The sequence below is a fragment of the Pseudomonas sp. RA_35y_Pfl2_P32 genome, from assembly GCF_963970735.1.
Lineage (GTDB): Bacteria > Pseudomonadota > Gammaproteobacteria > Pseudomonadales > Pseudomonadaceae > Aquipseudomonas.
Genome location: NZ_CAXAQF010000020.1, coordinates 13,494 through 33,212, shown reverse-complemented (window position 1 = coordinate 33,212; position 19,719 = coordinate 13,494). Strand labels below are relative to the sequence as shown.

The 19,719-nt window shown below is 57.4% G+C and carries 19 protein-coding genes; 14 read left to right on the top strand and 5 right to left on the bottom strand.

Annotated features, from left to right (window positions below):
* Positions 1–3: 3 nt before the first annotated feature.
* The 5 genes from AACY45_RS20075 to dnaA form a co-directional block, all read right to left on the bottom strand.
* On the bottom strand, positions 4–987 hold the full coding sequence (locus AACY45_RS20075; protein WP_339547079.1) for a FecR family protein: 984 nt from the start codon (positions 985–987) through the stop codon (positions 4–6).
* A 277-nt stretch (positions 988–1,264) separates the two neighbouring features.
* Positions 1,265–3,682 carry a DNA topoisomerase (ATP-hydrolyzing) subunit B gene (gene gyrB / locus AACY45_RS20070; RefSeq protein WP_095165077.1) on the bottom strand — a complete coding sequence of 806 codons (2,418 nt, stop codon included), beginning with the start codon at positions 3,680–3,682 and terminating at the stop codon, positions 1,265–1,267.
* Positions 3,683–3,686: 4 nt separating this feature from the next.
* Positions 3,687–4,790, bottom strand: a complete 1,104-nt coding sequence (gene recF, locus AACY45_RS20065; RefSeq protein WP_019694407.1) for a DNA replication/repair protein RecF — start codon at positions 4,788–4,790, stop codon at positions 3,687–3,689.
* A gap of 20 nt (positions 4,791–4,810) precedes the next feature.
* On the bottom strand, positions 4,811–5,914 hold the full coding sequence (dnaN, locus tag AACY45_RS20060; RefSeq protein ID WP_339547078.1) for a DNA polymerase III subunit beta: 1,104 nt from the start codon (positions 5,912–5,914) through the stop codon (positions 4,811–4,813).
* A 39-nt stretch (positions 5,915–5,953) separates the two neighbouring features.
* Positions 5,954–7,471 (bottom strand): chromosomal replication initiator protein DnaA, encoded by a 1,518-nt coding sequence (gene dnaA / locus AACY45_RS20055; protein WP_339547077.1) that lies wholly within the window; start codon positions 7,469–7,471, stop codon positions 5,954–5,956.
* Between the two features lie 565 nt (positions 7,472–8,036).
* Here dnaA and rpmH point away from each other — a divergent pair.
* From rpmH to AACY45_RS19985, 14 genes are all read left to right on the top strand, one after another.
* Complete coding sequence (gene rpmH, locus AACY45_RS20050) at positions 8,037–8,171, top strand: 50S ribosomal protein L34 (RefSeq protein WP_003213577.1); 135 nt, start codon at positions 8,037–8,039, stop codon at positions 8,169–8,171.
* Between the two features lie 16 nt (positions 8,172–8,187).
* Positions 8,188–8,589 (top strand): ribonuclease P protein component, encoded by a 402-nt coding sequence (rnpA, locus tag AACY45_RS20045; RefSeq protein WP_198422819.1) that lies wholly within the window; start codon positions 8,188–8,190, stop codon positions 8,587–8,589.
* A complete protein-coding gene (gene yidD / locus AACY45_RS20040) occupies positions 8,582–8,827 on the top strand; it encodes a membrane protein insertion efficiency factor YidD (protein ID WP_010465488.1) in 246 nt (81 codons plus the stop codon). Before rnpA ends, yidD begins: the two co-directional genes overlap by 8 nt.
* 2 nt (positions 8,828–8,829) lie before the next feature.
* A complete protein-coding gene (gene yidC, locus AACY45_RS20035) occupies positions 8,830–10,503 on the top strand; it encodes a membrane protein insertase YidC (protein ID WP_339547076.1) in 1,674 nt (557 codons plus the stop codon).
* A 79-nt stretch (positions 10,504–10,582) separates the two neighbouring features.
* Positions 10,583–11,953, top strand: coding sequence for a tRNA uridine-5-carboxymethylaminomethyl(34) synthesis GTPase MnmE (gene mnmE, locus AACY45_RS20030; RefSeq protein WP_339547075.1), 1,371 nt, complete (start codon positions 10,583–10,585; stop codon positions 11,951–11,953).
* A gap of 615 nt (positions 11,954–12,568) precedes the next feature.
* Positions 12,569–14,467: a tRNA uridine-5-carboxymethylaminomethyl(34) synthesis enzyme MnmG gene (mnmG, locus tag AACY45_RS20025; protein WP_339547074.1), complete on the top strand. Its 1,899-nt coding sequence runs from the start codon at positions 12,569–12,571 to the stop codon at positions 14,465–14,467.
* Positions 14,464–15,108, top strand: a complete 645-nt coding sequence (gene rsmG, locus AACY45_RS20020; protein WP_339547073.1) for a 16S rRNA (guanine(527)-N(7))-methyltransferase RsmG — start codon at positions 14,464–14,466, stop codon at positions 15,106–15,108. The genes mnmG and rsmG overlap by 4 nt, the downstream gene beginning before the upstream one ends.
* Before the next feature lie 18 nt (positions 15,109–15,126).
* Positions 15,127–15,924: a ParA family protein gene (locus AACY45_RS20015; RefSeq protein WP_339547072.1), complete on the top strand. Its 798-nt coding sequence runs from the start codon at positions 15,127–15,129 to the stop codon at positions 15,922–15,924.
* Between the two features lie 9 nt (positions 15,925–15,933).
* The gene (locus AACY45_RS20010; protein WP_339547071.1) at positions 15,934–16,806 is read left to right on the top strand and encodes a ParB/RepB/Spo0J family partition protein; all 873 of its coding nucleotides are present in this window, start codon (positions 15,934–15,936) and stop codon (positions 16,804–16,806) included.
* Between the two features lie 148 nt (positions 16,807–16,954).
* Positions 16,955–17,362 (top strand): F0F1 ATP synthase subunit I, encoded by a 408-nt coding sequence (locus AACY45_RS20005; RefSeq protein ID WP_071552654.1) that lies wholly within the window; start codon positions 16,955–16,957, stop codon positions 17,360–17,362.
* A 16-nt stretch (positions 17,363–17,378) separates the two neighbouring features.
* Positions 17,379–18,248: a F0F1 ATP synthase subunit A gene (gene atpB, locus AACY45_RS20000; protein WP_095165065.1), complete on the top strand. Its 870-nt coding sequence runs from the start codon at positions 17,379–17,381 to the stop codon at positions 18,246–18,248.
* Positions 18,249–18,381: 133 nt separating this feature from the next.
* Positions 18,382–18,639 carry a F0F1 ATP synthase subunit C gene (gene atpE / locus AACY45_RS19995; RefSeq protein WP_002555987.1) on the top strand — a complete coding sequence of 86 codons (258 nt, stop codon included), beginning with the start codon at positions 18,382–18,384 and terminating at the stop codon, positions 18,637–18,639.
* A 56-nt stretch (positions 18,640–18,695) separates the two neighbouring features.
* Positions 18,696–19,166, top strand: coding sequence for a F0F1 ATP synthase subunit B (locus AACY45_RS19990; RefSeq protein ID WP_339547070.1), 471 nt, complete (start codon positions 18,696–18,698; stop codon positions 19,164–19,166).
* Between the two features lie 12 nt (positions 19,167–19,178).
* On the top strand, positions 19,179–19,715 hold the full coding sequence (locus AACY45_RS19985) for a F0F1 ATP synthase subunit delta (RefSeq protein WP_095165064.1): 537 nt from the start codon (positions 19,179–19,181) through the stop codon (positions 19,713–19,715).
* Positions 19,716–19,719 lie beyond the last annotated feature (4 nt).

Here is a 19,719-nt window from a genome sequence, read left to right as displayed (position 1 = left end):
GCGCTACTGCACCCGTGATGGGCTGGGGTAATAGAAGATGTCATATACCCCGGTTTCTCCTTCAAGCCCCTGCTGATCGAATGCCGAGAGCCGAACGTGATAATAAAAGGCCTTCAACCCGCTGAAACTGATCTCTGGCGTATCGGAAAACTGTTCCTGCTTGATGTTCATGAACCCGGTATCGGTGGCGACCTGGGCCCGGTAACGCGTGGCGCCTTCCAGGGGGTTCATGATCAATTGCCAGACCGGTGTCGGGCCGGTCTGCCCGGCCTGGCCGAGCAATCGAGGGGCCGGTAGCAGGTCGCTGGGGATCAACTTGCCTTCCTTCTGGATACGCAGCCCCTGGCGCGCCAGGACCTGTACTTCATCATCCGCGCGGGCTACGGGCAAGGGCTTGCCCGCAGGTTTTTTCGCCAGCTCATCGCGGTCCACGGCCACCTGGCCATTGAGCACCTCAAGCAACGAGTGCCCGGCGGCATCGTTGCGCACTCGGAAGTGGGTACCGCGAACCCCGAGCACACCTACCGGCGTGAGGATCTGGAAACGATCATAGTCACTGGCGCGCTTGATTACATAAGACTCGACCTGGCCTTGCTGCAGAAGGACCTGCGGGACCTTGAGTTCATCGTTAAGGCTCAGGGTGACCTGGGAGCTGGAGGGCAGGACGATACGCGACCCATCGCCCAGGGACAGGCTGACAAAGGCGGTAGGAGAAGTCTTCACACCTTCCTGCTCATCCACAGTCATACCCTCCTCCAGCGCTACCTGCTGGCCCTTGCGATCGAGCTTCCAGGCTTCGCCTGTCAGGTGTTCGACCGTGGCGGGGAGTGGCTGACCACGGCATTGCTGCTGGTCATCGATGTAGGGCAGGCGCTTGGCGCTGGAAGATGCGGCAATGGCGCTCTGGGTCAACGGACTGACCAGCCCTGCCACGAGCAACAGGCAAGTACCCAGGTGGCGGCGGTGCAAGGAGGAGATTGGAGTCATGGGATTCGCTTTGGCGCTTTTTCTGAAAATCTGTTCGAGCCGCAGCACGCACCATACCTGACGCAGGGGCATAGAGGTGACACATCCTTGTGTCGGCCGAACCTGCCAGGATCCAGCGTGGTGCTTGAGCGGCTCCCTGTTTTCCCCCTGAACTGCAGACCGCAAGCGAACCGGCGATCGGCGGTCCCGCCAGGTTGGCGTCGACACTCCTGTGTCGGAGCACTTCCGAATGCTCCATTGCCGCTCGACACTTATGAATTTACCTACACAAACCGAATCAGAAATCCAGGTTCGACACTGCCAAAGCGTTGCTTTCGATGAAGTCACGACGTGGTTCGACCGCATCACCCATCAGGGTGTTGAAGATCTGGTCCGCACCGATGGCGTCTTCGATAGTCACTTTGAGCATCCGGCGCTGTGCGGGGTCCATGGTGGTTTCCCACAGCTGGTCCGGGTTCATCTCGCCCAGACCTTTGTAGCGCTGGATGGTGTGGCGCTTGGTGCTTTCGTTCATCAGCCACTCAAGGGCTTCCTTGAACTCGGTGATGGCCTTCTTGCGTTCGCCACGCTGGATGTACGCACCGTCATCCAGCAGGGTGCTCAGTTGTGCCCCCAGGGAGACGACGGTCTTGTAGTCATTGCTGCCGAAGAAGTCGCGGTTGAAGGTGACGTAGTTCGACAGACCGTGGGAGATCAGTTCGACCTCCGGCAGCCAGACGTTACGCTCACGGTCTTCACGCAGGCTGGCCTTGTAGACCAGGCCCGACTTCTCGACGGTGCGCAGGCGCACTTCGTACTGGGCCAGCCAATCCTGCATCGCTGCATGATCGGACAACTGCTCCATGCTCACTGCCGGCAGGTAGATGAAGTGCTCGGTCAGCTCCTGCGGGTACAGGCGCGACAGACGCTTGAGAGTCTTCATGACCAGGCGGAAATCGTTCACCAGGCGCTCGAGGGCCTCACCGGAGATACCCGGTGCGTCCTCGTTCAGGTGCAGGCTCGCATCTTCCAGGGCCGACTGCGTCATGTACTCTTCCATGGCGTCGTCGTCTTTGATGTATTGCTCTTGCTTGCCTTTCTTCACCTTGTACAACGGCGGCTGGGCGATGTAGATGTAGCCACGCTCGATCAGCTCCGGCAACTGACGGAAGAAGAAGGTCAGGAGCAGGGTACGGATGTGCGAACCGTCGACGTCAGCATCGGTCATGATGATGATGTTGTGATAACGCAACTTGTCGATGTTGTACTCGTCACGGCCAATGCCGCAGCCCAGCGCGGTGATCAAGGTGCCTACTTCCTGGGAAGAAATCATCTTGTCGAAGCGCGCCTTCTCCACGTTCAGGATCTTGCCCTTGAGCGGCAGGATGGCCTGGGTACGGCGGTTACGACCCTGCTTGGCGGAACCGCCAGCAGAGTCACCTTCCACCAGGTACAGTTCGGAGAGGGCAGGGTCTTTTTCCTGGCAGTCCGCCAGTTTGCCCGGCAGGCCGGCGATATCCAGAGCACCTTTACGACGCGTCATTTCACGGGCTTTACGCGCCGCTTCACGGGCACGGGCGGCGTCGATCATCTTGCCGACCACCAGCTTGGCTTCGTTCGGGTTTTCCAGCAGGAAGTCCGAGAAGTACTTGCCCATTTCCTGTTCGACCGCGGTCTTCACTTCGGAAGAAACCAGCTTGTCCTTGGTCTGGGAGCTGAACTTCGGATCCGGCACTTTCACCGAGATAATCGCCGTCAGGCCTTCACGGGCGTCGTCACCGGTGGTGGCGACCTTGTGCTTCTTCGCCAGGCCTTCAGCTTCGATGTAGGTGTTCAGGTTACGCGTCAGTGCGGAACGGAAGCCCACCAGGTGGGTACCGCCATCACGCTGGGGAATGTTGTTGGTGAAGCACAACAGGTTCTCGTTGAAGCTGTCGTTCCACTGCAGGGCGATTTCCACGCCGATGCCGTCTTCACGCTGGATGTTGAAGTGGAACACCTGGTTGACCGCAGTCTTGTTGGTGTTCAGGTATTCAACGAACGCACGCAGACCACCTTCGTACTTGAACAGCTCTTCCTTGCCGCTGCGCTCGTCCTTGAGGACGATACCCACACCGGAGTTGAGGAACGACAGTTCGCGAATCCGCTTGGCCAGGATGTCCCAGCTGAAGTGAATGTTCTTGAAGGTTTCAGCCGAAGGCTTGAAGTGGATCTGGGTACCGGTGGTCTCGCTTTCGCCAACGATCTTCATCGGCTCCTGCGGAACGCCGTGCACGTAGGTCTGCTCCCAGATCTTGCCGCTACGGCGAACGGTCAGGATCAGTTCTTCAGACAGTGCGTTCACTACCGACACACCTACACCGTGCAGGCCGCCGGATACTTTGTAGGAGTTGTCGTCGAACTTACCGCCGGCGTGCAGCACAGTCATGATGACCTCGGCTGCCGAAACGCCTTCTTCTTTGTGCACGTCTACCGGAATGCCGCGACCGTTGTCGCGTACGGTGATCGATTCATCAGGGTGGATGATGATGCTGATGTCGTCGCAATGGCCAGCCAAAGCTTCGTCGATCGAGTTATCGACCACCTCGAACACCATGTGGTGCAGACCGCTGCCATCGTCTGTGTCACCAATGTACATACCGGGACGTTTGCGTACGGCATCCAGGCCTTTCAGCACTTTAATGCTCGTTGAGTCGTACGTATTTTCTTCGCTCATGCCTTCACTCCCGATGGTCGTGGGTCTGGGTGATACGGCCCTGTTCCACGTGGAACAAAGCGACTGGCGTTTCCGTCTGCCAGCCTTCCCTCAATAATTCGTGGTCTACACAGGTGATGAACACCTGGCAGCGTAAGTCTTCCAGCAAACGGCAAAGCGCGCGGCGGTGCTGCTCATCCAGTTCAGACGGCAAATCATCCACCAGATAAATACATTGGCCGCGCCGGGCTTGGCTGACCAAGTGCCCTTGGGCGATCCGCAGGGCGCAAACCACCAACTTCTGCTGACCCCGGGACAAGATGTCCGCGGCATTGTGCGCGCCTAATCTAAGACGCAAATCAGCGCGTTGCGGTCCGGCCTGGGTATGCCCCATTTGCTGATCCCGGTGTACGGACGCGGCGAGCACTGCACTCAGCTCCCGCTCTTTGTCCCAACCCCGGTAATAGCTAAGCGTTAAGCCCTCGAGTTCGACGAGTTCGCTCAAGGTCTGTTCAAAGACTGGTTTCAAGGCTTTGATATAAGCGCGGCGGTATTCATCAATTTCAGCGCTGGCCTGGCACAATTCTCTGTCCCAAACCGCTTGCGAAACGGCGTCAAGTGTACCATGCCGCAGCCAAGAGTTTCTCTGGCGCAGGGCCTTCTGCAAGCGCTGCCAGGTGGACATGAATCGCGGTTCCACGTGGAACACCCCCCAGTCCAGGAACTGTCGGCGAATCTTCGGTGCGCCTTCCAACAGTCGAAAGCTGTCCGGGTTGATCAATTGCAGCGGCAGAATTTCTGCCAGTTGCGCGGCACTGCGGGCGTTCTGCCCATCGATGCGAATCTGAAACTCGCCTTGGCGATCACGGGAAATCCCCAACGCACTGTGGCCGCCTTCGGCCAATTCGACCTGGCCGAATACCGTACAGGCCAACTGTTCGTACTGGATCACCGGTAATAGGCGGGTACTGCGAAACGAACGGGCGAGCCCCAACAAGTGGATGGCTTCCAACACACTGGTTTTACCGCTGCCGTTGGCGCCGTACAGGATATTGATGCGGGGGGAAGGGGAGAAGGTCACCGGGTGCAAATTGCGCACCGCGGTGACCGAGACGCGACTGAGGGACATCTAGTGGCTGCTGAACATGTTTACAGGCGCATCGGCATGACAACGTAAGCCGAGTCGTCGTTGTCGGACTCTTGCACCAGCGCACTGCTGTTGGAGTCAGACAGGATCAAGCGCACTTGCTCGGTGGTCATCACGCCCAGCACGTCCAGCAAGTAGCTGACGTTGAAGCCGATTTCCAGGGAGCCGCCGTTGTACTCAACACCAACTTCTTCTTCCGCCTCTTCCTGTTCCGGGTTGTTCGCCTGGATCTTCAACTGACCGTTGGCCAATTGCAGGCGAATGCCGCGGTACTTCTCGTTGGACAGAATCGCGGTACGGCTGAACGCTTCACGCAGGGCCTGGCGATCGCCGAGTACCAGCTTGTCGCCGCCTTTTGGCAGGACGCGCTCGTAATCCGGGAACTTGCCGTCTACCAGTTTCGAGGTGAAGGTAAATTCGCCGGTGGTGGCACGAATGTGGTGCTGGCCCAACACGATGCTGACGTTGCCGTCCGGCTCAGTCAGCAGGCGTGCCAGTTCCAGGATGCCTTTGCGTGGCACGATCACCTGGTGGCGATCCGGTTGGCCGATGTCGGCCTGCATCGAGCACATGGCCAGACGGTGACCATCGGTTGCCACGGCGCGGATGATCCCGGCGGACACTTCCAGCAGCATGCCGTTGAGGTAGTAGCGAACATCCTGCTGCGCCATGGCGAAGCTGGTGCGTTCGATCAAACGACGCAGTTTGCTTTGCTCCAGGGTGCAGGTCAGCGAACCCGGGCCTTCTTCCACGGTCGGGAAGTCATTGGCGGGCAGGGTCGACAGGGTGAAGCGGCTACGCCCGGCCTTGACCACCAGTTTCTGCTCATCGAGCTTGATGTCGATCAGCGCGTCGTTCGGCAGGCTCTTGCAGATGTCCATCAGCTTGCGTGCCGGGACAGTGATTTCGCCCGGCTCGGCCGGTTCTTCTAGTTGCACACGACCGACCAGTTCGACCTCCAGGTCGGTACCGGTCAGCGACAATTGCTGGCCTTCGACAACCAGCAGCACGTTGGAAAGCACCGGCAAGGTCTGTCGGCGCTCGACGACGCCTGCGACCAGTTGCAGGGGTTTCAACAGGGCTTCGCGTTGAATGGTGAAATGCATGGTCTAGTCCCTTGCCTTAATAAGCTGCGCTGGTGTTCATCAAGTGGTCAGTGTACGCAGCAGGTTCTTGTAGTCCTCGCGGATGTCCGCGTCGGATTCCTTAAGCTCGTTGATCTTGCGGCAGGCGTGCAACACCGTGGTGTGGTCGCGACCGCCAAACACATCGCCGATTTCCGGCAGGCTGTGGTTGGTCAGTTCCTTGGACAGGGCCATGGCCACTTGGCGTGGACGGGCCACCGAACGCGAACGGCGCTTGGACAGCAAATCGGAAATCTTGATCTTGTAGTACTCGGCGACCGTGCGCTGAATGTTATCCACAGAGACCAGTTTGTCCTGAAGCGCCAACAGGTCTTTCAGGGATTCGCGAATCAGCTCGATGGTGATGTCGCGGCCCATGAAGTGCGAGTGTGCGATAACACGCTTGAGCGCGCCTTCGAGTTCACGCACGTTGGAGCGGATACGCTGGGCGATGAAGAACGCGGCGTCGTGCGGCAGGTCAACTTTGGCCTGGTCGGCTTTCTTCATCAGAATCGCGACGCGGGTTTCCAGTTCCGGAGGCTCGACAGCAACGGTCAGGCCCCAACCGAAGCGCGACTTCAAGCGCTCTTCCAGGCCTTCGATCTCTTTCGGGTAACGGTCACTGGTGAGGATGACCTGCTGGCCACCTTCAAGCAGAGCGTTGAACGTGTGGAAAAACTCTTCCTGGGAACGTTCCTTGCGGGCGAAGAACTGAATGTCATCGATGAGCAGCGCGTCCACCGAACGGTAGAAGCGCTTGAACTCGTTGATCGCGTTCAGTTGCAGCGCCTTGACCATGTCGGCCACGAAGCGCTCGGAATGCAGGTACACGACCTTGGCATTCGGGTTCTTCTTTAATAGATGGTTACCCACAGCGTGCATCAAGTGGGTTTTACCCAGGCCAACACCGCCATAGAGGAACAACGGGTTGTAACCGTGCTTGGGATTGTCCGCGACCTGCCAGGCCGCAGCGCGGGCCAACTGGTTGGACTTACCCTCGACGAAATTCTCGAAGGTAAAGGTCCGGTTCAGGTAACTGGTGTGCTTGAGCGCACCTTCTACCTGCACCGTGCGTTGTTCCGCACGTACCGGGGCCTGTTGCGAGCTGGCGCCTGCCATCGGGTCGAAGCTGTCCCGGGACGGCTCTTCATTGACCTCGACGATTTTCTGCGTCGAACGCTTGCTGGTTGCGGCCGCCGTTGGCATGTTGACCGGTGCCGGCGCCGCAGCAGCCTGGGCTTGCGATGCCGCAGCCGCCAAAGGTGCATTGGGCGCGGCCCGCGGTGCTGAACTGCGCTTGCTGCCTATTAATAAGGAAAGCGCGGGCGCCATGCCGTTGCCGTGCTCATCCAGCAGCTCGAGCACGCGGCTCAGGTACTTTTCATTGACCCAGTCGAGAACAAAGCGATTCGGTGCGTAGACACGCAACTCGTCGCCTTCGGCTTCGACCTGTAGTGGACGGATCCAAGTGTTGAATTGTTGGGCAGGCAGCTCATCGCGCAAAAGCTCCACGCACTGCTGCCAAAGTTCCACTGACACGGATATCCCCTAAGTTGAAAGCCGGTGAGGCAAAAACAAGCGGTCATTGTAGCGACCGGGCGCAGACTTATCCACACGTAGCGTGCTCACAGGTGCAGAAGAATCAAGCTTTTATCAGTAAAAAAGGCGACCAATGGTCTGTGCATAAGCCCTGTGGATAAACCCACTTAAGCTCGTTGTACAAGTGGGGGCGAAACTCGGTGGATAACCTGCCTGTGGATAACCACCTGTTTCACTCACAGCTTATCCGACAGCGCAGCACAGGCTGACCACCGTTTTCCACGGTAGTTATCATTCTCTGTACAGCACGGAATATAAGGGCTAAAGCCAGTTATCCACAGATAGAGGCGGGTCTAGCTTTTATAAGCTTTACAGAAAAGCTTTAAATACTTTCCTTCTTTATTTTTATATCTAGCTGTCCTCCTTTCAAGGACGAACCGCCCCGATACCCATTTAAAGGAAACCTTGGTTGGAAATTGACCTAGAGGCTTGCTTTCTCTAGAATCCCCGGTCTCTTAAAACGGGGGCCATTCCGGCCCGTTGTGGACGAACCAGGTAACACGACATGAAACGTACTTTCCAACCAAGCACTATCAAACGCGCTCGTACCCACGGTTTCCGTGCTCGCATGGCTACCAAGAACGGCCGCGCAGTCCTGTCGCGTCGTCGCGCCAAAGGTCGTGCGCGTCTGGCAGTTTGATAATCCGGTACTGGAGGTGAGTCAGGACTTCAGTCGGGAAAAGCGTTTGCTGACCCCCCGGCATTTCAAGGCAGTCTTTGACTCCCCTACCGGCAAGGTTCCGGGGAAAAATCTCCTGCTCCTTGCACGCACCAACGATCTCGATCACCCCCGTCTCGGGCTGGTTATCGGGAAAAAGAGTGTGAAACTCTCCGTTGAGCGAAATCGCCTCAAACGTCTGATGCGCGAATCGTTTCGCCTCCACCAGGACTCTCTGGTTGGGTGGGATATCGTGATCGTCGCGCGCAAAGGTTTGGGCGAAGTAGAAAACCCCGAATTGATTCAGCATTTCGGCAAACTCTGGAAACGTCTGGCACGCAACAAGCCAGAGCCAGCAGTCAAAGCCGAAACTGTAGGGGTAGACAGCACCGATGCGTAAACTGGCACTCGTTCCGATCCAGTTTTATCGCTATGCCATTAGTCCTCTGATGGCCAGTCACTGTCGTTTCTACCCCAGTTGTTCCTGCTACGCGTATGAAGCCATTGAAAATCATGGCCTTCTGCGCGGTGGCTGGCTGACCTTTCGTCGTTTAGGTCGCTGTCATCCGTGGAATCCCGGTGGTTATGACCCGGTTCCGCCTATCCCTACCTCCCGTTCTTCTTCGATGGCCGAGTAATCATGGATATTAAACGCACGATCCTGATCGTCGCCCTGGCAATCGTGTCCTACGTCATGGTCCTGAAATGGAACCAGGACTATGGCCAGGCTGCCCTGCCGACTCAGAATGTTGCTGCCAATCAGAATGCCCCGGCTATTCCGGACGGTACCAACGCTTCCGCCAGTGCCGATGTACCCAGCGCGAATACCGATACCAGCACCCCTACCGAAACTCCGGTAGTGGCGAGTAAAGATCTCATCCACGTTAAAACGGATGTGCTCGAACTGGCTATCGATCCTCAGGGTGGTGATGTCGCCCAGCTGATGCTGCCAAAATATCCACGTCGTCAGGACCATCCGGATGTTCCGTTCCAGCTGTTTGATAACGGCGGCGAACGTACTTATCTGGCGCAAAGCGGCCTGACTGGCACCAACGGTCCGGATGCACGCCCGACCGGTCGTCCGGTTTACTCGACCGAGCAGAAGACTTATCAACTGGATAAAGATCAGAACCAACTGAACGTTGATCTGAAATTCAGCGATGCCGGTGTCAATTACATCAAGCGCTTCACCTTCACTCGCGGTTTGTACGATCTGAAAGTCACCTATCTGATCGACAACACCAGCGACAAGGCCTGGACTGGCAACCTGTTTGCCCAGCTCAAGCGTGATGCCAGTTCGGATCCTTCTTCCACCACAGCCACCGGCACTGCCACTTACCTGGGCGCCGCCCTGTGGACAAGTGCAGAGCCGTACAAAAAAGTGTCGATGAAAGATATCGACAAGGCTGCGCTGAAAGAAACCGTCAATGGTGGCTGGGTCGCCTGGCTGCAACACTACTTCGTGACGGCCTGGATTCCAGCCAAGAACGACAGCAACGTGGTGCAGACTCGCAAAGACAGCCAAGGCAACTACATCATCGGTTTCACTGGCCCGGCTTTGACCGTTGCGCCAGGTGCCAAGGCTGAAACCAGCGCTACCCTGTACGCTGGCCCGAAAAGCCAGGCGGTGCTGAAAGAGTTATCCCCAGGTCTGGAGCTGACGGTCGACTACGGCATTCTGTGGTTCATCGCTCAACCGATCTTCTGGCTGCTGCAACACATTCACGCCATTGTGGGTAACTGGGGCTGGTCGATCATCTTCCTGACCATGCTGATCAAAGGGATCTTCTTCCCGCTGTCAGCTGCCAGCTACAAGTCCATGGCGCGCATGCGTGCAGTGGCGCCAAAACTGGCTGCATTGAAAGAGCAACATGGCGATGACCGGCAGAAAATGTCGCAAGCCATGATGGAGCTGTACAAGAAAGAGAAGATCAATCCGCTGGGTGGTTGCTTGCCAATCCTCGTGCAGATGCCGGTTTTCCTCTCGCTGTACTGGGTACTCCTGGAAAGCGTGGAAATGCGCCAAGCGCCCTTCATGCTGTGGATTACCGACCTGTCGATCAAGGATCCGTTCTTCATTCTGCCGATCATCATGGGTGCAACCATGTTCATCCAACAGCAGTTGAACCCGACTCCTCCGGATCCGATGCAGGCCAAGGTGATGAAGCTGATGCCAATCATCTTCACCTTCTTCTTCCTGTGGTTCCCGGCGGGCCTGGTGCTGTACTGGGTTGTGAACAACTGCCTGTCGATCGCTCAACAGTGGTACATCACTCGCAAAGTTGAAGCCGCGGCGAAAAAAGCCGAGGCATAACTTGCTCTGTGTGTAACCATTCAAAACGCCCCCTCGTGGGGCGTTTTGCTATCTGCCATTTTTATCGGGATATCGGTTTATGAGCGCTCCTCGTGAAACCATCGCCGCCGTCGCCACCGCCCAGGGCCGTGGGGGTGTCGGTATCGTTCGTATTTCCGGGCCGCTGGCACGTCATGCGGCTCAAGCCATCAGTGGCCGTGAACTGAAGCCGCGTTTTGCCCATTACGGTCCGTTTCTCAGCGCCGACGCTGAAGTCTTGGATGAAGGAATCGCCCTGTATTTTCCGGGCCCCAACTCCTTCACCGGCGAAGACGTCCTCGAACTGCAGGGCCACGGCGGACCGATTGTCCTGGACATGTTGCTGCAGCGTTGCCTGCAACTGGGTTGCCGCCTGGCGCGTCCGGGGGAGTTCAGCGAACGCGCGTTCCTCAACGACAAGCTCGACCTGGCCCAGGCCGAAGCCATTGCCGACCTCATCGAGGCCAGCTCGGCGCAAGCTGCACGCAATGCCCTGCGTTCCCTGCAAGGGGCGTTTTCCCAGCGTGTGCATAACCTCACCGAACAGTTGATTGCGTTGCGCATCTACGTCGAAGCGGCCATCGACTTCCCGGAGGAGGAGATCGACTTCCTTGCCGATGGCCATGTGCTGACCATGCTCGACGCGGTGCGCGAGGCGTTGGCCAAGGTCATGCGCGAAGCCGGGCAGGGCGCCTTGCTGCGCGATGGCATGACCGTGGTCATCGCCGGCCGGCCGAATGCCGGCAAGTCGAGTCTGCTCAATGCACTGGCCGGTCGTGAAGCAGCGATTGTCACCGAGATCGCCGGCACCACCCGGGACATCCTGCGCGAACATATCCACATCGATGGCATGCCCCTGCACGTGGTCGACACCGCGGGTCTGCGCGATACCGATGACCAGGTCGAGAAAATTGGCGTGGAGCGGGCATTGAAGGCGATCAGTGAAGCCGATCGGGTGTTGTTGGTGGTCGATGCCACGGCCCCTGAAGCCCTTGATCCGTTTGCCCTGTGGCCTGAATTCCTGGAGCAGCGCCCGGAGCCTGGCAAGGTCACCCTGATCCGCAACAAGGCCGACCTCACGGGTGAGGCCATCGCGCTGCAGGTCTGTGACGATGGGCACGTCACCATCAGCCTCAGTGCCAAGTCCGCAGGCGAGGGCCTGGAGCTGCTGCGTGACCACCTCAAGGCCTGCATGGGCTATGAGCAGACCTCGGAAAGCAGTTTCAGCGCCCGTCGCCGTCACCTTGAAGCCTTGCGCCATGCCAGTGACTCCCTTGAGCACGGTCGTGCCCAACTGACATTGGCCGGCGCCGGCGAGTTATTGGCCGAGGATTTGCGCCAGGCACAGCAATCGCTGGGTGAAATTACCGGTGAATTCAGCTCCGATGATCTGCTGGGCCGAATCTTTTCCAGCTTCTGCATCGGTAAGTAACCCCTTCTCCGGGCGCAACCTGCGATCTTTTGATGTTTCTGCCGTGCTTCCCTCTGTGACGAGCACATGAATCGTTAAAAGATCGCAGCCTTCGGCAGCGCCCACAGCGGTAAATCCGTTTTTTCTTCTCCCGTTGCCATGCGATTCCATCGCCAGGGTGGTTTGCCTGTGCCTGCGATTTGCCTTTTTTCGACTTTTCTGTGGATTAAGCCCTGTGAATAACTCCCACTAAGGGCAGTTGATAACAGGGCCTGAAAACTGAGGAAAACCACCCCTGTGGATAACCGCCCCATCCATCCACAGGCTTAGACCGGTTATCCAAGGGGCTCATGACCACATGACCACAGACTTTAAAATCTCTGTACACAGCATAAATAAAGGCCTGTATGGATCTATCCACAGAAAGGTAGCTGTATAGAAATAAACATAAAAACCAAGCTTTTATAAATTTCTTTCTTTTTAATTTCTATTGTTCGTGACTTACCCACAGCTGGTTAAATTTTGTGCAAAGGGTTCTTTAGGGAAGGCGAAGTCCCTATACTTGTCGACCAGGTCCAAAAACCTGAGCTCAAACCATTTCTGAATTAATTAACTGAAGCAGGCACGAGGTGCGTGGTGGATTTCCCTTCCCGTTTTGAAGTGATCGTCATCGGCGGCGGTCATGCCGGTACCGAGGCAGCACTTGCATCAGCACGTATGGGGGCAAAAACCCTGTTGCTGACGCATAACGTGGAAACCCTCGGTGCCATGAGCTGCAACCCCGCGATCGGCGGGATCGGCAAAAGCCACCTGGTCAAGGAAATCGACGCCCTCGGCGGTGCGATGGCCATGGCCACCGACAAAGGTGGTATTCAGTTCCGCGTGTTGAACAGCCGCAAAGGCCCGGCCGTACGCGCTACTCGCGCTCAAGCCGACCGTGTGTTGTACAAGGCTGCCGTTCGCGAGATTCTTGAGAACCAACCGAACCTGTGGATATTTCAACAGGCAGCGGACGACCTGATCGTCGAACAGGAACAGGTACGCGGTGTTGTCACCCAAATGGGTCTGCGTTTCTTCGCCGACTCCGTGGTTCTGACCACCGGTACCTTCCTCGGTGGACTTATCCACATCGGTTTGCAGAACTTCTCTGGCGGTCGCGCCGGCGATCCACCGTCCATTGCCCTAGCTCACCGTCTGCGTGAACTGCCGCTGCGTGTGGGTCGCCTGAAAACCGGTACGCCACCGCGCATTGACGGCCGCTCTGTGGATTTCTCGGTGATGACCGAGCAGCCAGGTGATACGCCGATCCCGGTGATGTCGTTCATGGGCAACAAGGAACAGCATCCCAAGCAGGTCAGTTGCTGGATTACCCACACCAACGCCCGTACCCACGAAATTATTGCCGCGAACCTCGACCGTTCGCCGATGTATTCCGCTGCCGGTGAGATCGAAGGCATTGGTCCGCGTTATTGCCCGTCGATCGAAGACAAGATTCACCGCTTTGCCGACAAGCAGAGCCACCAGGTGTTTATCGAGCCGGAAGGTTTGACCACCCACGAGCTGTACCCGAACGGGATATCCACAAGCTTGCCGTTCGACGTGCAGTTGCAGATCGTGCAATCGATCCGTGGCATGGAAAACGCACACATCGTGCGTCCGGGCTACGCGATCGAGTACGACTACTTCGATCCGCGAGACCTGAAGTACAGCCTGGAAACCAAGGTGATCGGCGGTCTGTTCTTCGCCGGGCAGATCAACGGCACCACCGGCTACGAAGAAGCCGGTGCCCAAGGTTTGCTGGCCGGCGCCAACGCCGCACTGCGCGCACAGGGCAAAGACGCTTGGTGTCCGCGTCGAGATGAAGCCTACATCGGCGTATTGGTCGACGACCTGATAACCCTCGGGACTCAGGAACCGTACCGGATGTTCACTTCCCGCGCCGAGTATCGGTTGATCCTGCGCGAAGACAACGCTGACCTGCGCTTGACCGAAAAAGGTCGGGAACTGGGTCTGGTCGATGACGCGCGTTGGGCGGCGTTCTGCAAAAAACGCGAAAGCATCGAACTCGAAGAGCTGCGCCTGAAAAGTACTTGGGTTCGCCCGGGCACCGAGCAGGGCGATGCCATTGCCGAAAAATTCGGCACTCCGCTGACCCACGAATACAACTTGCTGAACCTGCTGACCCGTCCGGAAATCGACTACGCTGGCCTGATCTCGGTCACCGGCGCCGGTGCAGAAGATCCACAGGTTGCCGAGCAGGTCGAGATCAAGACCAAGTACGCCGGCTACATCGACCGCCAGCAGGATGAAATCGCTCGTCTACGGGCCAGCGAAGACACCAAACTGCCTGTGGATATCGATTACACGACCATCTCCGGTCTCTCCAAGGAGATCCAGAGCAAGCTCGGTGCGACCCGTCCGGAAACACTGGGCCAGGCTTCGCGGATCCCGGGGGTGACGCCGGCAGCCATTTCGCTGTTGATGATTCATTTGAAAAAACGCGGCGCGGGCCGTCAGTTGGAGCAAAGCGCTTGAGTTCGTTGGTCACCTCGCAACACGCCGAAGAGTTATCCACAGGTGCACGCCAGATCGGCGTCAACCTGAGTGAAACCCAGCATGCCCAACTGCTGGGTTACCTGGCCCTGTTGATCAAATGGAACAAGGCCTACAACCTCACCGCGGTGCGTGATCCGGACGAAATGGTGTCGCGCCATTTGCTCGACAGCCTGAGCGTGATGTCCTTCATCGAAAACGGGCGTTGGTTGGATGTCGGCAGTGGTGGCGGCATGCCGGGTATTCCCCTGGCCATCCTGTTTCCTGAATCGCAAGTCACTTGCCTGGACAGCAACGGCAAGAAAACCCGCTTCCTGACCCAGGTCAAACTCGAACTCAAACTGGATAACCTGCAAGTTATCCACAGTCGCGTCGAAGCCTTCCAGCCTGAGTTGCCATTCAACGGGATCATTTCCCGGGCCTTCAGCAGCATGGAGAATTTCAGCAACTGGACTCGCCACCTTGGCGACACCGATACACGTTGGCTGGCAATGAAGGGCGTTCATCCCGCGGATGAGCTGGTAGCATTGCCGGCAGACTTCCACCTCGATAGCGAACACGCCTTGGCCGTACCTGGTTGCCAAGGCCAACGCCATCTGCTGATACTGCGCCGCACGGCATGATTGGGAACACAAGCAAGAATGGCTAAGGTATTCGCGATAGCGAACCAAAAGGGTGGTGTGGGCAAGACCACCACCTGCATCAACCTCGCAGCATCCCTGGTCGCCACCAAGCGCCGGGTGCTGTTGATCGATCTTGATCCACAGGGCAACGCCACCATGGGTAGCGGTGTGGATAAACACGGCCTGGAAAACTCGGTCTACGACTTGTTGATCGGCGAATGCGACCTGACCCAGGCCATGCATTACTCCGAACACGGTGGTTACCAGCTGTTGCCGGCCAACCGCGATCTGACCGCGGCGGAAGTGGTCCTGCTGGAAATGCAGATGAAGGAAAGCCGCCTGCGCAGCGCCTTGGCGCCGATCCGCGAGAGCTACGACTACATTCTGATCGACTGTCCGCCGTCGTTGTCGATGCTCACCCTGAATGCATTGGTCGCCGCCGATGGGGTCATTATCCCCATGCAGTGTGAATACTTTGCACTCGAAGGCTTGAGCGACCTTGTGGATAACATCAAGCGCATCGCCGAACTGCTGAACCCGAACCTCAAGGTCGAAGGCCTGCTGCGGACCATGTATGACCCGCGCCTGAGCCTGATGAACGATGTTTCGGCCCAGCTCAAGGAACACTTCGGCGAGCAGCTGTACGATACGGTCATCCCACGTAACATCCGCCTGGCCGAAGCGCCAAGCTATGGCATGCCCGCGCTGGCGTACGACAAATCATCGCGAGGCGCGATTGCCTACCTGGCATTGGCAGGCGAGATGGTTCGCCGTCAACGCAAAAACTCACGTGCCGCCGCCGCTCAGGCAACTTAAGGAATCCCCATGGCCGTCAAGAAACGAGGTCTCGGACGTGGACTGGATGCACTGCTGAGTGGTCCGACTGTCAGCGCGCTGGAAGAACAGGCCGTGCAGGCTGACCTGCGCGAGCTGCAGCACCTGCCCCTGGATCTGCTCCAGCGCGGCAAGTACCAGCCACGCCGAGACATGGATCCCCAGGCGCTGGAAGAGCTGGCGCAGTCGATCAAGAGCCAGGGCGTGATGCAGCCGATCGTGGTTCGCCCCATTGGCGCCGGACGCTTTGAGATCATTGCCGGTGAGCGCCGCTGGCGCGCTAGCCAGCAAGCCGGGCAGGAAACCATCCCGGCGATGGTGCGCGACGTGTCGGACGAAACCGCTATCGCCATGGCCCTGATCGAGAACATCCAGCGTGAGGACCTCAATCCAATCGAGGAAGCGGTCGCCCTGCAGCGCTTGCAGCAGGAATTCCAGCTGACTCAGCAGCAAGTGGCCGAAGCCGTGGGCAAGTCCCGCGTGACAGTCGCCAACCTGTTGCGCCTGATTGCCTTGCCGGAAGTCATCAAGACCATGTTGTCCCATGGCGACCTGGAAATGGGTCATGCCCGTGCTTTGCTCGGTTTACCGGAGAATCAACAGGTTGAAGGGGCGCGACACGTTGTCGCACGTGGCCTCACCGTACGCCAGACAGAAGCCCTGGTTCGCCAGTGGCTCAGTGGTAAACCGGAGGTCAGTGAACCGGTCAAGGCCGACCCGGATATCGCCCGCCTCGAACAGCGGCTGGCAGAGCGCCTGGGCTCTGCGGTGCAGATCCGCCACGGGAAGAAGGGAAAAGGTCAGTTGGTAATCGGCTATAACTCACTGGATGAGCTTCAAGGTGTCCTTGCACACATCCGCTGAAACATTTCCTCATGTAGCGTGCAGTCGGAAATCACTACCTGACAGTTGAATAGGGGCTGAACCGCCCCTATACTCTGCGCGCATTTTGTCGGCACAAATTATGCCAAGTTATTGAATTCTGGCAGCCGACCTTTGAGGAGCGAGATCGATGGAAACACGCACGCCAAACCGCTTGCCGTTCCATCGCCTGGCGGTTTTTCCGGTGTTACTGGCTCAATTTGTCGTTTTGCTGCTGGCCGCTTTGGCGCTTTGGCAATGGCATGGAGTCGTAGCCGGGTACTCAGGACTCTGCGGAGGCCTGATAGCCTTGCTTCCCAATGTTTATTTCGCTCACAGGGCATTTCGGTTTTCCGGGGCCCGGGCAGCTCAAGCCATCGTCCGGTCTTTTTATGCCGGTGAGGCGGGCAAACTGATTTTGACGGCAGTGCTTTTTGCATTGACGTTCGCAGGTGTGAAGCCACTGGCGCCGTTAGCAGTCTTCGGCGTCTTTGTGTTGACCCAACTGGTCAGCTGGTTCGCTCCCCTGCTGATGAGAACAAGACTTTCGAGACCTTAGGGCGTTTGAGGCAACCATGGCAGAAACAACCGCTTCGGGCTATATCCAGCACCACTTGCAGAACCTGACCTTCGGTCAGCACCCTACCGGCGGCTGGGGCTTTGCCCACACCGCAGCAGAAGCCAAGGAAATGGGCTTCTGGGCTTTCCACGTCGATACCCTCGGCTGGTCGGTCGCATTGGGTCTGATTTTCGTACTTCTTTTCCGCATGGCGGCGAAGAAAGCGACTTCCGGTCAACCAGGTGCTTTGCAGAACTTCGTTGAAGTATTGGTCGAATTCGTCGATGGCAGCGTGAAAGACAGCTTCCATGGCCGTAGCCCGGTGATTGCACCGCTGGCACTGACCATCTTCGTCTGGGTCTTCCTGATGAACGCCGTCGACCTGATCCCGGTTGACTGGATTCCTCAGCTGGCCATGATGATCTCTGGCGATCCGCACATTCCATTCCGTGCCGTATCGACCACTGACCCGAACGCTACCCTGGGCATGGCGCTGTCGGTGTTCGCGTTGATCATTTTCTACAGCATCAAGGTCAAGGGCATCGGCGGCTTCATCGGCGAACTGACCCTGCACCCGTTCGGCAGCAAGAACGTCTTCGTTCAAGCCCTGCTGATCCCGGTGAACTTCCTGCTGGAGTTCGTGACGCTGATTGCCAAGCCAATCTCGCTGGCACTGCGTCTGTTCGGCAACATGTATGCCGGCGAACTGGTGTTCATTCTGATCGCTGTGATGTTCGGCAGTGGTCTGCTCTGGCTTAGCGGCCTGGGCGTAGTTCTGCAGTGGGCGTGGGCTGTGTTCCACATCCTGATCATCACCCTGCAGGCGTTTATCTTCATGATGCTGACCATCGTCTACCTGTCGATGGCGCACGAAGAGAACCATTAAGACCGGCTTAGGCTAGTCTGATGTCCCTCTCGTCTCGGCGGGAGGGGGCCCATCACGGGCACGATGAAACGATTTGTTTTACCGCTTTAATCTAAAAAACCTAAACCATACGACGTAAAAGTCGGGAGGAAAGATGGAAACTGTAGTTGGTCTAACCGCTATCGCTGTTGCACTGTTGATCGGCCTGGGCGCACTGGGTACCGCAATTGGTTTCGGCCTGTTGGGCGGCAAGTTCCTGGAAGGCGCAGCGCGTCAGCCAGAAATGGTTCCAATGCTGCAAGTTAAAATGTTCATCGTTGCCGGTCTGCTCGACGCCGTAACCATGATCGGTGTTGGTATCGCTCTGTTCTTCACTTTCGCGAACCCATTCGTTGGTCAACTCGCTGGCTAATCACTCGAACCTTCGAGTGATTGGTGTGATGTGCAACGAACGAGCGAGGTGTTGGCGTGAACATTAATGCAACCCTGATTGGCCAGTCCGTTGCGTTCTTAATTTTTGTACTTTTTTGCATGAAGTTCGTGTGGCCTCCGGTCATTACGGCTTTGCACGAACGTCAGAAGAAGATCGCGGATGGACTGGACGCTGCCGCCCGAGCAGCTCGCGACCTGGAGTTGGCCCAAGATAAAGCGGGTCAACAACTGCGCGAAGCAAAAACTCAGGCTGCCGAAATCATTGAGCAAGCCAAGAAGCGCGGCAATCAGATCGTTGAAGAGGCTGTTGAAAAAGCCCGTATCGACGCTGAACGCGTAAAGGTTCAGGCTCAGGCCGAGATCGAACAGGAAATCAACAGTGTCAAAGACGCGCTGCGTACCCAACTGGGTGCACTGGCCGTTGGCGGCGCCGAGAAGATCCTGGGTGCCACAATCGATCAAAACGCGCACGCGGAGCTGGTAAACAAACTGGCTGCTGAAATTTAAGCGAGGGCGATCATGGCAGAATTGACCACGTTGGCCCGACCTTACGCTAAGGCAGCCTTCGAGCACGCCCAGGCCCACCAGCAACTGGCCTCTTGGTCAGCCATGCTCGGCCTGGCTGCAGCAGTGTCGCAAGACGACACCATGCAGCGCGTGCTCAAGGCCCCGCGACTGACGAGCGCAGACAAGGCCGCCACGTTTATTGACGTGTGCGGCGACAAGTTTGATGCCAAGGCACAGAACTTCATCAACATCGTTGCCGAAAACGACCGTCTCCCGCTGTTGCCGGAGATCGCCGCTCTGTTCGACCTGTACAAGGCTGAACAAGAGAAGTCGGTAGATGTAGAAGTCACCAGTGCTTTTGCATTGAACCAAGAACAGCAAGACAAACTCGCCAAGGTTCTCAGTGCACGACTCAACCGGGAAGTGCGCCTGCAAGTTGCGGAGGATGCCGCCCTGATTGGTGGTGTCATCATTCGCGCCGGCGACCTGGTAATCGATGGCTCGATTCGCGGAAAACTCGCGAATCTTGCCGAAGCATTGAAATCTTGAGTTT